This is a genomic window from Ornithinibacillus sp. FSL M8-0202, assembly GCF_037975285.1.
Taxonomy (GTDB): Bacteria; Bacillota; Bacilli; order Bacillales; family Amphibacillaceae; genus Ornithinibacillus; species Ornithinibacillus massiliensis.
The window spans coordinates 837,920-852,357 of sequence record NZ_CP150248.1 but is presented as its reverse complement, the minus strand read 5'-3'; the positions used below and the strand labels follow the sequence as shown (position 1 = coordinate 852,357).

General features: G+C 36.7%; 12 protein-coding genes. All 12 read left to right on the top strand.

Annotated features, from left to right (window positions below):
- The first annotated feature begins 65 nt into the window (after positions 1–65).
- The 12 genes from MKY78_RS04340 to MKY78_RS04285 all read left to right on the top strand — a co-directional run bounded on the left by MKY78_RS04340 (position 66) and on the right by MKY78_RS04285 (position 14,100).
- Positions 66–1,592 carry a Ppx/GppA family phosphatase gene (locus tag MKY78_RS04340; protein ID WP_339216514.1) on the top strand — a complete coding sequence of 509 codons (1,527 nt, stop codon included), beginning with the start codon at positions 66–68 and terminating at the stop codon, positions 1,590–1,592.
- 114 nt (positions 1,593–1,706) lie between these two features.
- Positions 1,707–3,896 (top strand): RNA degradosome polyphosphate kinase, encoded by a 2,190-nt coding sequence (locus MKY78_RS04335; RefSeq protein ID WP_339216512.1) that lies wholly within the window; start codon positions 1,707–1,709, stop codon positions 3,894–3,896.
- 171 nt (positions 3,897–4,067) lie between these two features.
- On the top strand, positions 4,068–5,264 hold the full coding sequence (locus MKY78_RS04330) for a DUF4085 family protein (RefSeq protein WP_339216510.1): 1,197 nt from the start codon (positions 4,068–4,070) through the stop codon (positions 5,262–5,264).
- Between the two features lie 228 nt (positions 5,265–5,492).
- Positions 5,493–6,368, top strand: coding sequence for an ABC transporter ATP-binding protein (locus tag MKY78_RS04325; RefSeq protein ID WP_339217821.1), 876 nt, complete (start codon positions 5,493–5,495; stop codon positions 6,366–6,368).
- 19 nt (positions 6,369–6,387) lie between these two features.
- The gene (locus MKY78_RS04320) at positions 6,388–7,134 is read left to right on the top strand and encodes an ABC transporter permease (protein ID WP_339216508.1); all 747 of its coding nucleotides are present in this window, start codon (positions 6,388–6,390) and stop codon (positions 7,132–7,134) included.
- A 22-nt stretch (positions 7,135–7,156) separates the two neighbouring features.
- Complete coding sequence (locus tag MKY78_RS04315; protein WP_339216506.1) at positions 7,157–7,627, top strand: LytTR family DNA-binding domain-containing protein; 471 nt, start codon at positions 7,157–7,159, stop codon at positions 7,625–7,627.
- The gene (locus MKY78_RS04310; RefSeq protein ID WP_339216505.1) at positions 7,608–8,024 is read left to right on the top strand and encodes a DUF3021 domain-containing protein; all 417 of its coding nucleotides are present in this window, start codon (positions 7,608–7,610) and stop codon (positions 8,022–8,024) included. The genes MKY78_RS04315 and MKY78_RS04310 overlap by 20 nt, the downstream gene beginning before the upstream one ends.
- A 211-nt stretch (positions 8,025–8,235) precedes the next feature.
- Positions 8,236–8,934 carry a response regulator transcription factor gene (locus MKY78_RS04305; protein WP_339216504.1) on the top strand — a complete coding sequence of 233 codons (699 nt, stop codon included), beginning with the start codon at positions 8,236–8,238 and terminating at the stop codon, positions 8,932–8,934.
- Positions 8,927–9,931 carry a sensor histidine kinase gene (locus MKY78_RS04300; RefSeq protein ID WP_339217820.1) on the top strand — a complete coding sequence of 335 codons (1,005 nt, stop codon included), beginning with the start codon at positions 8,927–8,929 and terminating at the stop codon, positions 9,929–9,931. Before MKY78_RS04305 ends, MKY78_RS04300 begins: the two co-directional genes overlap by 8 nt.
- Before the next feature lie 97 nt (positions 9,932–10,028).
- Complete coding sequence (locus tag MKY78_RS04295) at positions 10,029–10,790, top strand: ABC transporter ATP-binding protein (protein WP_186870789.1); 762 nt, start codon at positions 10,029–10,031, stop codon at positions 10,788–10,790.
- Positions 10,780–12,729 (top strand): ABC transporter permease, encoded by a 1,950-nt coding sequence (locus tag MKY78_RS04290; protein WP_339216502.1) that lies wholly within the window; start codon positions 10,780–10,782, stop codon positions 12,727–12,729. The genes MKY78_RS04295 and MKY78_RS04290 overlap by 11 nt, the downstream gene beginning before the upstream one ends.
- A gap of 198 nt (positions 12,730–12,927) precedes the next feature.
- The gene (locus MKY78_RS04285; RefSeq protein ID WP_339216500.1) at positions 12,928–14,100 is read left to right on the top strand and encodes an MFS transporter; all 1,173 of its coding nucleotides are present in this window, start codon (positions 12,928–12,930) and stop codon (positions 14,098–14,100) included.
- The last annotated feature ends 338 nt before the right edge of the window (positions 14,101–14,438 follow it).

Genomic DNA, 14,438 nt, shown 5'->3' with positions numbered 1-14,438 from the left:
ATAAAACAAAGTGGTAATATAGTGTGTGTGATGAACTATCCCACAGACAGAAGGGAGCAATTAAATTGGCAGAACGTGTTGGGATTATAGATATAGGGTCAAATACGATTAGACTGGTCATTTATGAACGACTAAATTCATGGCAGTATTTTGATGAGATAGAAAATATAAAGGTTACAGCTCGTCTTCGTTCTTACTTTGATGAGAATCATTCCTTAAATAGAGATGGAATTGCCCTATTGATCGCTACGTTAGAGGATTTTAATCAGCTATTAGCACATTATGAGGTGAACGAGTTTACTTGTGTAGCAACGGCATCGATTAGGCAAGCGGTAAATAAGAATGAAATACTAGCTATTGTAGAGAAGAAGACACAAATAGCTATCAAGCTATTAAGTGAATATGAAGAAGCCTTTTACGGATATAAAGCGGTAATTCATTCTATCCCAATTCAGAATGGAATTACCATTGATATTGGCGGTGGTAGTACCGAGGTGACTTATTTTGAAAATCAGAAGATGATCCATTTCCATAGTTTTCCTTTTGGAGCATTATCCTTAAAACTACAATTTGTTCAGGATGATATTCCGACAGAACAGGAAATAGAGGCAATAAGACAATATGTTAAGGAACAATTTCAAACATTCTCTTGGATTAAGAATAAAAATGTTCCAGTCATCGCGATAGGAGGAAGTGCTAGAAATGCGGGCCAGATTCATCAACGGTTTACAGATTATCCGTTAGAAGAAATGCATCAATATGAGATGGAAATAGAAGACTTGATAACGACGAAAGAAAGATTACTACCATTGACCTATATGGAGTTGCAAAAGACCGATGGATTATCCAAGGACAGGGCAGACACCATTTTACCAGCCTTTGAAGTGTTTGATACGATTTGTCATCTTTCTAATTCTACGAAATTTTTCGTAAGCCGTCGTGGACTTCGAGATGGAATATTGTATGAGGGGTGGCTTGACCATGACCATCATAACTTGCCATTGTTAGATGCCAGTATAGAGAAGTTTCGTAAACATTTTTATATCGGGTCACAGGATGAACGACAACTAATTACGTTAGCTACCCGTTTTTATGAAGCAGTAAAGAAATTAGAAGGATTGGACCTGCATTTCTCAGAAGAGGATTATCATTTACTTACACTAGGTGGACGTATCTATAACCTAGGAAATCGAACAACATTGGAAACGAGTAGTAATACGTTTAACTTATTAGCGAATCGGACGCTACTTGGACTGTCTCATCGGGACCGAATTAAACTAGCATTAGTAGCATCCTTTAAAAGCAAAGGTACTTTTCAAAAGTATATCCAACCTTTTAAAGCTTGGTTCACTAAGGAGGAACAAACAAAGCTAAGTATTCTCGGTGCTATATTGAAAGTAGCGCAATGTTTAAATATATCCAATAACAATACGGTAGAGGATGTAGATATCATCCAGGAACAATCTGGTACATGGCTGTTGCAGATCAGTTGTAACGGATATTATCGACCGGAAGAATATCATGTGGAAAAACAGAAGAAGCATTTAGAAAAGCTATTAAAGCTCTCGATTACTACAAATTTTCTACTTTAGTAAAGCAACTTCTTATTGACTAATAATTAACAAAAAATTTACAATTTGTTTATAAAGGAGAGTCAGTAAATTGATATAATTTAGATATATGTGTCATAAAAGGAGATGTGCGAAATGGAAGTTGCAGAAAAGACGATCAACCTAGATAATCCTTCCTATTATAATAATCGAGAGTTGAGTTGGTTGAATTTTAATTATCGAGTATTAGAAGAAGCGTTAGATGACCAGAATGCACTTCTCGAAAGACTTAAATTTATGGCTATTTTTAGTTCTAACTTGGACGAGTTCTTTATGGTTCGTGTAGCAGGACTTCTAGACCAAGTAAAGGCTGGTTATAATCGTCCAGAAAATAAAGCGGGATTAACTCCTATGGAACAGCTAGAAGCAATTTCTAAGGTTTGTCATGGATTAATTTCTGAGCAGGATGAGACCTATTTAACGTTATTAACACCATTATTGGCTAAAGAACAGATTTCTTTTGTTTCTATTGAAGAATTGTCGAAAATGGAATTAGAATTTTTAGAACAACAGTTTAATGAGCATATTTTTCCTGTGCTAACACCAATGGCGGTTGATGCCTATCGACCATTTCCGATGCTGTTAAATAAGTCTCTTAACCTAGCTATCACCATTGTAGATAAGCAGAAGGATAAGATGGAAACGGAACGCTTAGCGATTGTACAAGTACCTTCTGTCATCGACCGTTACATTGAACTGCCCAATCAAAATGGCGTAAGATCTTTTGTCCTATTGGAACAAGTAATTTCGCATTTTATACATAAATTATTTGTTGGGTATCAGGTAATGTCGGTTACAGCATTTCGAATCACAAGAAATGCAGATTTGACTATACATGAAGATGGTGCTGAGGATTTATTACAGGAAATAGAAGAAGAGTTAAAGAAACGGAAACGTGGAGCAGCAGTCCGGCTAGAGGTTCAGGATCATGTTTATGACCAACAAGTTATTGATTATCTTATAGAAGAATTGGAGATTAATAAAAAAGATGTCTATTTCGTCAAGGCACCACTCGATTTAACATTTCTTTTTCCATTCTATAAGACGATTAAATCGACTCATGAGCATTTAACAGATCCATCTTATATTCCGCAGCCTCCCCAAGATTTACGCGGGGATAAGGAATTGTTCGAGGCTATTTTAGAAGAGGACCTTTTACTGCATCATCCATATGAGTCTTTTGAGCCGGTTGTAGATTTTGTTTCGCAAGCAGCGGACGACCCAGATGTATTAGCGATTAAGCAGACACTGTACCGTGTTAGTGGAAATTCTCCAATCATTAAAAGCTTAGAACGGGCTGCGGAGAATGGTAAGCAGGTTACGGTTTTAGTAGAATTAAAGGCTAGATTTGATGAAAAGAATAATGTGCAATGGGCAAAAGAATTAGAAAAGGCCGGTTGTCACGTGATCTATGGGATAACCCATCTAAAGACGCATAGTAAGATTACATTAATTGTTCGTCGGAAGAAAAATCAAATAGAACGATTTGTTCATCTTGGAACAGGGAACTATAACGATGCAACAGCAAGAACGTATACCGATCTTGGACTTCTTACGGCAAATGAGGAAATTGGTATTGATGCTACCAACTTTTTTAATTACTTAAGTGGATATATGGACAAGCCTGATTACCATCATTTAGTTATGTCACCATATGATATTCGAAAGAAATTTGTTCAATTAATTGATGAAGAGATTGCCTATCATAAGCAATTTGGTAATGGGCATATTATGGCAAAGATGAATTCCTTATCGGATAAAAATTTAATTAGAAAATTATATGAAGCATCCAATGCTGGGGTGAAGGTAGATTTAATTGTAAGAGGGATTTGTTGTCTCCGTCCGGGAATTGCCAATGTAAGTGAAAATATAAAAGTTCGTAGTATTGTTGGTCCATTTTTGGAACATACCCGAATTTATTATTTTCACCATAATGGGGAACAGAAGGTCTATTCATCCTCAGCAGATATGATGACGCGAAATATGGAAAAACGAATTGAGATATTATTCCCTATTTTAAAGAAGCATTTAAAACAACGGGTTTTAGATTGGATGTATCTCATGTTAGCAGATAATGTAAAAGCAAGAGAACAGGATTATACTGGGAAATATCATTATGTCGCACGACGTGAAGATGAAGCAGAAATTAATAGTCAATTGGAGTTATGTGAACGTGCACGCAACTTCGAACATGCAAAGGACTCGAAACAAAACAAAGGTAAGTTCGATGTATTAAATTATTTTCCGTTTAAACAAATTAGTAAAATGTATCAAAAATCAAAGTAGCTGGGATAATGAGACCAGTTGCTCGTCCTGACAGGATGCTAAAGTCAGTTTCTTGGTGAATACCGAGAGCTGACTTTTCTTTTTAAGTAACTAGCTCGGTAACACACTTGTACTTAGTCTGGTCTAAAAGGTATAGTTTAGTAAAAGATAACATCAACAGGGGGAAATCGAATGTGGAATGTAACAAAAGAGGCAAGGGAAAGGTTTGAAAAGTGTAATTTGCTTCCTATTCATGAATCGGATGAGGAGTGGGAGACAGTCATACGTGAGGCGAAAGAGGAAGGGGAGGATCTCGCTGCTAGTTTAAGAGAGGAGTTGGAAGAAGTAAAGGAAGAATTGCTGGATATTCTTCCTAGTCGTTTTATTCCGTATGTCTTAGATGGAAGCTTAAACCAACCAACATTGCCGAAAGCGGTAAGAATGGATTATGTACAATGGATGCAAGAAGCGGATAAGGAATTTGAGGATATATTAGATGCCGCTTCTGAGAATACCGAGCAGGCTATTACATGTCTCTCTAATTCTGTCCAGTCGGTTCTGGAAGAAAGTCTGCATGATACTGCAATCGAACGAATAGTACGAGAAGGTGAAACAATTCATCTTTATTTGAATACAGATGGTGGTTTTTCGACGAAATCATTGATTCATCTGATATTTGAAGGAGTTAAAAGGGAAGTGTCTGACACATCTATCCAGGTGGAGCAATGGCTTATTTATTATGAGCTTCAGAAGAGAGGTGAAGGGTTTGCATTCCGTGCATTATTTGATTCCCCACAAGCAGAATGGACAATTACGATGGAGAATATGGAAGCGGAATACTATTATCGTCCAAAGGAATATAGACACTTGCGTGAAGAAGAACAGCTAGAAGAGATTACGCTATTAGAATATATTGCTATGCTGGATCAAGACCATTCGTATTGGTTCATCACACCTCATATAGAATGTAGCATTACCTCTCTATCTGAAGGAATGGCGATAGAGGGTGGGACGGTAGAAATAGAGAAAGAACAGGTAGTGGTAACGGTTGGCGGGAAGCAGTATACCTATGATAACGAAGCGATGAAAGGGTATATTTATACCGATAACGATGAAGAAATTTTGCATCGTTATGAAGAACCATTGCCATTTGATGAAATAGAAGCAGCTGCATTGGGCAGCGATCTAGAACGGCAAGTACAAGCCTGGAATACGATGTATGCGAATTCAGAAGCATTACAAGACGTAATCAATCATGTGTTAGCTAAAGTGAAGGTAACAGATGAAAACGAAATGATGATCGAAGTCTATGTGAATCATTTTTATCATGAAGGTATTTTAACTGAGGATGTTACGGCGTTATATCAGGATTTATTAGAAGCAGAGTAAAGGCAGGCGAATTCCATTTTACAGGGGTAAAATGGTCAGGAATTAAAGCAATAGCATGGTAATGAGAACTCACGGCGCTGTTAAATTAACTAGGCTGTGAGTTTTTTTATGTTTATTTTTCACCAATGTCAATCACCAAAATCTACATGTTGTTCCAATAATATTCTTTTCAAACTAATGGTTTGCCATAATGAATCAAAGAAGGAAAGGAAGGTGTTTACATTGTTAATGGTGAACAAAGTAGAGAAGTATTATGGGAAGAAAACGGCATTATCAAATGTTACCTTAGATATCCCTAAAGGAATTTGCTACGGGTTAGTCGGGCCAAACGGAGCAGGGAAATCCACATTAATGAAAATTATTGCTTCCGTTATTCAAGATTATAAAGGAACGGTTCAATTTACGAATGAAAAGATTCGTGTAGGGTATGTGCCACAAGATATTGCTCTTGAAGAGACATTATCCGCTCGAGATAATTTATATTTCTTTGGAGAGCTCTATGGTTTAAAAGGTAAAACGTTAAAAAATCGTACAAATGAAGTTTTAACGGAGATTGGACTAAAAGAGCGAGGGAAGGATAAGGTGCAGTCTTTCTCTGGAGGGATGAAACGTCGTCTAAATATTGGCTGTGGAATCATGCATAATCCCAATTTAATTATTATGGATGAGCCAACAGTAGGTGTTGACCCTCAATCGCGTAGATATATTTTTCAAATGATAGAACGGATGAAGAAGGCTGGTAGTACGATCATTTATGCTAGCCACTATATGGAAGAAATCGAGCACCTATGTGAGGTAGCAGGATTCATGGATCATGGGCGTATAGTGGAAAATGATCACATTGATACGATATTAAAAAAGCATGTAACCCCTTCTGTATATGTAAAAGGGAATAATTGTTTGCCTGAGGATATTAGTAAATATGGTTCCGTACAAAGCAAGGAGGACGGATACTTAGTCAGTTCGGATAATCCTATACTTGTCATGGAGAAGGTCTTAGCTTTTATAAAAGAGAACAAAACGGAGCTAGAACGTTTGGAATTAGTTAAGCCACGGTTGGAGGATGTATTTTTCTCCTTAACAGACTCTAAGTTAAGAGATTAATAGGAAAGGGGATAAGGATATGAATGCTGTTGTAAAGTTGGAAATGAAGAAAAATCTTCAGGATCGGGGTCTATTATTCTGGGCGCTAATATTGCCAATCGTATTTACTGTACTATTTATTTCGGTATTTACTTCGGGAACAGAAGAAGTGGAAAGTAAGCAAGTGATTATTTCTATTGTTCCGGGATATACCGTGATGTTTGTATTCTTTATTATGATTTCCATGACGGAATCATTTATCAAAGATCGAAATATGGGAATGATAGCAAGGATTTCGAGTACACCACTATCACCATACTTGTATTTACTAGGCAAATGGATACCATACATGTATATTGTGAGTATACAGATAGCAATCTTACTATTGTTCGGAAAATTAGTATATGATGTCCCACTAGAGCAACCAGTACAATTAAGCATATTGGCTATTGCTTTAACCTTCATGGTGACAGGACTAGGACTTTTACTTGCTGTAGTGGTAAAGACAAATAATATGGGGATTGCCTTGACACAGGTTATCGCTTTAGGTGGAGCATTACTTGGAGGATTGTGGGTTCCGGTGGATATGATGCCAGACTTCTTACAAATACTAAGTCGTTTCTTACCACAATATTGGGCTCATCAAGCATTTCAGGATGCAATGACTGGTACACTGCAAATAGGGGAATTTATTCAGGCATCATTAATCTTAGTTGGAGTTGGGATAGTTGGATTTGTTATAGCGATTTTATGTTTCCCGATAGTATTAAAACGGGCAAAGGGGTAATCCATACAGGGGGATGTTAAGGTTGAAGGTCAACATTGATATTGATGATAAGCATAGCGAACCGTCCATCACGATACAGACAAATGAATGGTCGGAGGAGTTGGAGGAAATTGTAGCTCTCATAAAGGGGAAAAATGGTAGGCGATTGTTTGGGATAGAAGCGGACCAAACCGTTTTACTAGATCCAAAAGCAATTGATTTTGTATATGCTGAAAAAAGAAAGGTTTTTGCTTGTCTTGGAAAGAAGCATGTTGAAATTAGGATGAAGCTTTATGAAATAGAAGAGAATTTAGCTTCCTATAACTTTATGCGTTTTTCTAAATCCGTTATCGGCAACCTAAATCAAATTGAGCGGTTTGAATTATCCTTTAATGGGAATCTCTGTGTGTATTTTGAATCCGGAAATAAGGAGTATATTACGAGAAAGTATGTACTACCAATCAAGAATAGATTAAATATGGGAGGGAAATCGGATGATAATGGAAGGGATTAGGAGGAGTATTTATGGAATCGCCTTTGGTGGTATTATTACGTTTATTGCCATAACCATTGTTCATTTTACAGATACTAATACCTCCGTATCGCAAATATGGCTCTATATGCTCTGTACATTCGTGCTTGGAATCTATTTCGGATTGTCCTCCCTGATATTCAGTGACAATGGTTGGAGCATGTTAATACAAACCATCGTACATTTTACGGTTTCGATTATTGTTTATTTAATCATTGCGTTGTCTGCTGGCTGGGTTCCGTTACGTTTATTTCCAATTCTATTGACCTCTTTCATATTCATAGGTATTTATACGTTGAATTGGACTGGATACTACCTGTATTTTAAAAAAGTTGAAAAATCGATGAATGCAAATTTGAAGAAAAATGAGTACAAGTAGACCATAGGAGAGCTTCCCTTTCCTTTTGGTTTTGAAGGATATGAAGGTAAAAACTCAACTGTAGGAAGTTTCTATACGTTGAGTTTTTTCTATTTGGTGAAAGTATTTCTTATGTTCATTACATATCAACTGGAAATCAATGCTATTAATAGCACAGTATTTCGTTTTGATATAAAATAACGGTAATAAATACGTAGAAATGGTGGTCATGTTGTTTAAAATCTTACTAATTGAAGATGATGTTACATTGTTTAAAGAAATCAAAGAACGTCTAGTACAGTGGTCCTATGATGTATATGGTATCCAGGATTTTAATGATGTCATGCGTGATTACAGCGAGATAAAGCCTGATTTAGTCATTATTGATATTCAATTACCAAAGTTTGATGGGTTCCATTGGTGCCGAATGATTCGTTCTCACTCGAAGGTCCCTATTATTTTTCTGTCATCTCGAGATCACCCCACCGATATGATTATGTCCATGCAGCTGGGAGCGGATGACTTTGTACAAAAGCCGTTTCACTTTGATGTATTAATTGCAAAAATCCAGGCAGTATTAAGACGAGTATACAATTATAGCATGGAGCAACAGACCCAACTAAAAGTATGGAACAGTGCAACAGTGGATTACATAAAGGGCACCATCCAGAATAACCATGGTGAGGTTGAACTAACGAAAAATGAGATATATATTTTAAAAATATTGCTGGAGAATAGGAATCAAATTGTGAGTAGGGATGAACTGATAAGGCAACTGTGGGATGATGAACGATTTGTAAGTGATAATACGTTAACAGTAAATGTTAATCGGTTACGGAAGAGATTAGAAGAAATAGAGATGGGACAATATATAGAAACAAAGGTTGGGCAAGGATATATGGCTAAAGATAGGAACGAAATGGATGATTAAAAAATACTTACTTGAGAGAAGAAGTTGGATACTATTCTTTTGTTTGTTACAAGGATTGTTCCTTGTCATTGCTTATGTGGACACATCTATTCATGTTAGTTCTATTCTATATATTGTCTTTTTATCCTTTGTTCTCTTTCTATTGTTTCTGGTCATGCAATATGGCAGGGAAGTATTATTTTACAAACGGCTGAATGAATGGAATCCTAATGTTGATATTGAATTGATAGGGGAAGGAAATACGCCCTTTGAACAGATTGTAGAAAAAGCTATCAAACAGCAGATAGACACCACCAAGCAGGATTTGAACCAGCTAACTATAGATGTTGAACAGGAAAAGGATGAATTACTAACTTGGATTCATGAAGTAAAAACCCCCTTAACAACGATGAAATTAATGATAGAAAGAATGGAAGATAGGGCCTTAAGGGAGCAGTTGATGTATGAATGGCTTCGAATTCATCTATTATTGGATCAGCAACTGCACAAACGTCGTATCGCATCCATGGAGAACGATCTTTATATAGAGCAATTAGATTTAGAGAAATTAGTCATTCAAGAAATCCAATCATTAAAATCGTGGTGTTTTCAAAAAGGCGTTGGCTTTGAAGTAGAATTAGAGGTCACAGAAGTATTATCCGATGCCAAGTGGCTTCCTTTTATATTACGTCAGATTTTAACCAATGCAGTAAAGTATAGTGAGAATTCTGATATTATGGTACGTAGCTATGAACAACATGGAAGGACAGTAGTAGAAATCCAAGACGAAGGTCGTGGAATTGAAGCTAGAGATATTCCTCGTATATTCGAAAAAGGCTTTACCTCTACACGTGACCATAAAGACCAGAATGCAACTGGAATGGGCCTATACTTAACAAAAAAAGTAGCGATGCCCCTTAAGATACATATTCATGTACAATCCGAATATGGGCAAGGAACATTGTTTCAATTAACCTTTCCAAGAAAGAATGATTTTATTAAAATAACAAGCATGTGACAACAATGTCACATGCTTTGCTATTTTGTTAGATGATTCGAAGGAATATACTAGAATTTTTTATTATGATAATCCTATAAAGAAAGGATTGATATGGATGAGTATTTTAGAAGCGAAAAATATAGTAAAAACATACGGGAATAAATGGAATCGACAAGAGGTATTGAAAGGAATTGATTTGGATGTGGAGAAGGGGGAATTTGTCGGTATTATGGGGCCTTCCGGTTCTGGTAAAACGACCCTACTAAATGTTCTTTCATCTATTGACCGTGTCACACAAGGGTCGATTCGTGTAGAGGGCAAGGAATTTACGCGAATGAAGGATAAGGCACTAGCAGAATTTCGAAAACGTCATCTAGGCTTTGTCTTTCAAGATTATCATTTATTAGATACGTTAACGGTTAAAGAAAATATTATGTTACCACTAACCGTTAATAAGATTCCGAAAAAGGAAGCACAGCAAATGTTTGAACGGGTCACAAAGGAATTAGGTATATATGATATGAAGGATAAATATCCAAACCAAATTTCTGGTGGTCAGAAGCAGAGAACTTCAGCAGCTCGTGCCTTTGTTCATCAGCCTAGTATCATTTTCGCAGATGAACCGACCGGGGCACTCGATTCAAAATCGGCATCAGATTTATTGAATAAATTAAGTGATTTAAATGCGAAGCTAGAGGCTACCATTGTGATGGTTACCCATGATCCCTTAGCAGCTAGCTACTGTAGTCGTGTCATTTTTATAAAGGATGGTCAAGTGTTCACGAAATTAAGTCGTGGGGAAGAAAGTAGGCAGGATTTCTTTCAAGATATTATTAAGACACAAGGTGTGTTAGGTGGGGTACAGCATGAGCTTTAAATCTCTCATCTTTCGTAATTTACTAAAGAACATGAAAAACTATTATTTATATGTATTTGCACTTGTGTTTAGTGTATCGTTATATTTTGCTTTTGTTACCCTTCAATTTGACCCAGCAATGGATGCGGCTGAGGGATCTATTAAAGGAGAAGCAGCAATAAAGACTGCCTCTGTACTATTAATTGTTATTGTTACCGTCTTTCTCGTATACGCTAATAATCTATTTATTAAGCGAAGAGGAAAAGAAATTGGCTTATTCCAATTAGTGGGGATAACAAAGCGAAATGTTTTTTGGATTGTCGGATTAGAAAGTTTCGCCTTGTACTTTGGTTCGCTAGCTCTAGGAATATTTCTTGGCTTTTCTTCTTCTAAACTGATTATGATGATTCTACTCAAAACAATCGGTGTTGATGAAGTAGCACAGCTTCAATTCTCAACGGAAGCCCTGACGCAAACCTTGATTGTATTTGCCGCAATTTATATCGTTATGATGATTTTTAACGGTTGGTATATTAAACGGCAACGGATTTTATCGTTATTCCATACGACATCAACATCTGAAGAGAAAAAGCATAAAGTATCTTTTTGGGAAATTTTAGTAGGAATATTTGGGCTTTCGTTGATAATAGTAGGATATTATTTATCAACAAAGTTATTCGATGGGCAATTTACCATGATAAATCAGATGTTTATCGTTATGTTAGTTATTCTTGGGTCGGTTATTATCGGAACTTATTTCTTTTATAAGGGGTCTGTTCGCTTTCTATTTAATCTTATTCGGAAGAAGGAGAATGGCTACCTATCAGTCAACAAGGTTCTATCGTTATCTTCTATCATGTTTCGCATGAAGTCGAATTCGTTGTTATTAACCGTCATAACGACAGTATCAGCACTCGCTATTGGGTTACTATCTTTATCGTATATATCCTATTATTCGGCAGAAAAAACAGCGAAAGAAACGGTTGTGTATGACTTCTCGGTTCCAAATGAGGAGCATGCAGAGGAATTTACCACTTTATTAGAGGAAAGTCAGATTGATTATCATCAAACAACCATTAAGATGGTAGCTGCTAATGCAGATTTAAGCAATGTTGTCGATACGAATTTAGCAGAAATGAATACAATTGGCGATGATGGTCAAATACCAGTTATTATTGTATCAGATCATGATGTAGAAGGTTTAGATGTAAAGGAGAGTGAAGCAGCACTTATTGGGATTCATTCAGCTATCGAAACATTTATGTCCTTTGATACTGGTAATATGACGGTTTCTGGAAAAACAGCTTCGTATGATTTGAATTTAAACAAGGTGATGAAGGATAAATATGTTATCCCAACACGCGTTGGAGATGGAGGATTTCCTATTACGGTTGTGGATGATAAAGTCTTTCAACAATTAAGTGACGATATTGATCCTGAGATAGTGCCAGAATTTACCGTTTCCATAGGTATTGATATTGATAATAAGAGCGATATTGTAAAGGCGAATGAAATCTTTCAGTCTTCTGTTGGTGAGTGGGCAGGTCATGAGTCACTATTAGAGACCTTTAATAATCAGAAGCAGAATTTGGGATTAATTATGTTTGTGGTTGCTTTTCTAGGGTTAACCTTTTTAATTACTTCTGGCTGTATCCTTTATTTCAAACAAATGGATGAGGGCGAACAAGAAAAGTCAACCTATACGATTCTAAGAAAATTAGGCTTTACCAAAACAGATTTGCTAAATGGGATTAAGATAAAGCAACTGTTTAATTTTGGTATACCGCTACTAGTGGGACTAAGCCATAGCTACTTTGCAGTGAAATCAGGCTGGTTCTGGTTTGGTACGGAAATGTGGATTCCCATGATTATCGTAATGGTGCTTTATACATTACTTTACTCCATCTTTGGCATTCTTTCCGTTGTCTACTATAAGCGATTGATAAAAGAAGCTCTGTAAGCTATTTAAATAGGAGACTACCATGATTTGGTAGTCTCTCTTTTTTGAGAAATACAAAATAGGATCACAGGAGTACTAATTTCGACATGATTGGGAAGAGAGACGGATGGTATACTAACGATAGATGGATTAAATAACGATATAGAGAAAAAAGGATGCTACGTTATCCACGTTCTCTTACCCAAGGGTGGAATTAGATTGAAGCTAAATAAAGTACTACCGATTTTGTTTTTAACGATGTTTCTTGTGATGGTTGGTTTTGGAATTATTATTCCAGTCCTCCCGTTTTATGCAGAGGAACTAGGCGCAACACCTACTCAGCTTGGATTATTGATGGCTGTATATTCACTCATGCAATTTATATTTGCGCCGATGTGGGGGAAATTATCGGATCGTATTGGCCGTAAACCGGTCATCATGATTGGGATATTTGGTCTGTCCCTTTCCTTTTTTATTTTGGCTCTTCCCACTCAAATTTGGATGCTGTTTCTAGCAAGGATAATAGGGGGAATCTTATCTGCAGCAAACATGCCTACTATAATGGCATATGTTGCTGATATTACGTCTGAAGGAGAGCGTAGTAAAGGTATGGGAATTATCGGGGCTGCTACTGGGCTTGGGTTTATCTTTGGCCCGGCAATCGGTGGGATTTTTACAGAAATTCATTTGCACACCCCGTTTTATATTGCTGGTACGGTGTCATTTATTACGTTACTTTTCGTATATTTTACCCTACAAGAATCTTTAAGGATTAGCTCTAACAAGCGGAGTAGGCGATCTAACCTATCATGGGGGAATGTTCTTGGTGGGTCTATGGCAATGTTATACTTCCTTCAATTCGTTATTTCGGTATCTTTATTCGGGCTAGAAGCAACATTTGCCTATTTTGCGGCAGAAAAGGCAGGATTAGATAGTGTATCATTAGGTTATATTTTTATGATAATGGGACTTGCCAGTGCAACTGTTCAGGGATCAATGGGGAAACTGACTAAACAATATGGTGAAGCTACTATTATACAAGCCGGGATTATCGTCTCTGCGGTCGGCTTTGGACTCCTTTTATTTATTGAAAACTTTACTACAGCTGCCATATTTCTTGCAATATTCGGAGTCGGTAATGGGGTTATTAGACCGAGTGTTTCTTCATTACTAACAAAGAAATCGAATATGGGACATGGGATGGCGACGGGTTACTTATCTTCATTCGACTCCTTGGGGAGAATTATTGGTCCGGTTATCGGTGGAGTTTTATATTCCGTAGCAATTGGATTGCCTTATCTTACTGGTATAATATTATCTGTTTTAGCCTTATCTTTGTATCGGGTTTATGCAAGAAGGGACACTGGGATAGGCTCGTCCCAACAAATTTAGGATTATCGAAAAGGGTCTATTTACAATATGAAGAAAAAGTGCGATAATTAAGGAAATTCCGAGGGGGTAAGTAAGAAAATGATGCCAACAAATTGCTAATTATTAATTAATGTAATTAATAGGGATTTTTAATGTGTAACGTATCAATTAGCCTTTAGTTAGGTTTATTTGTTATGCCATTAGGAATCAGGCAATTTATAAGGCGACTTACTTACTGAAAATGGGAAAAAACTATCTAATACACTTTGGGCATGACTTTTGCTCTTTTATTGGATGGAATGATTACTATAGGATACCTATAGCTATAAAACTACCCTTTTAGACTGTAAGAAGCGATA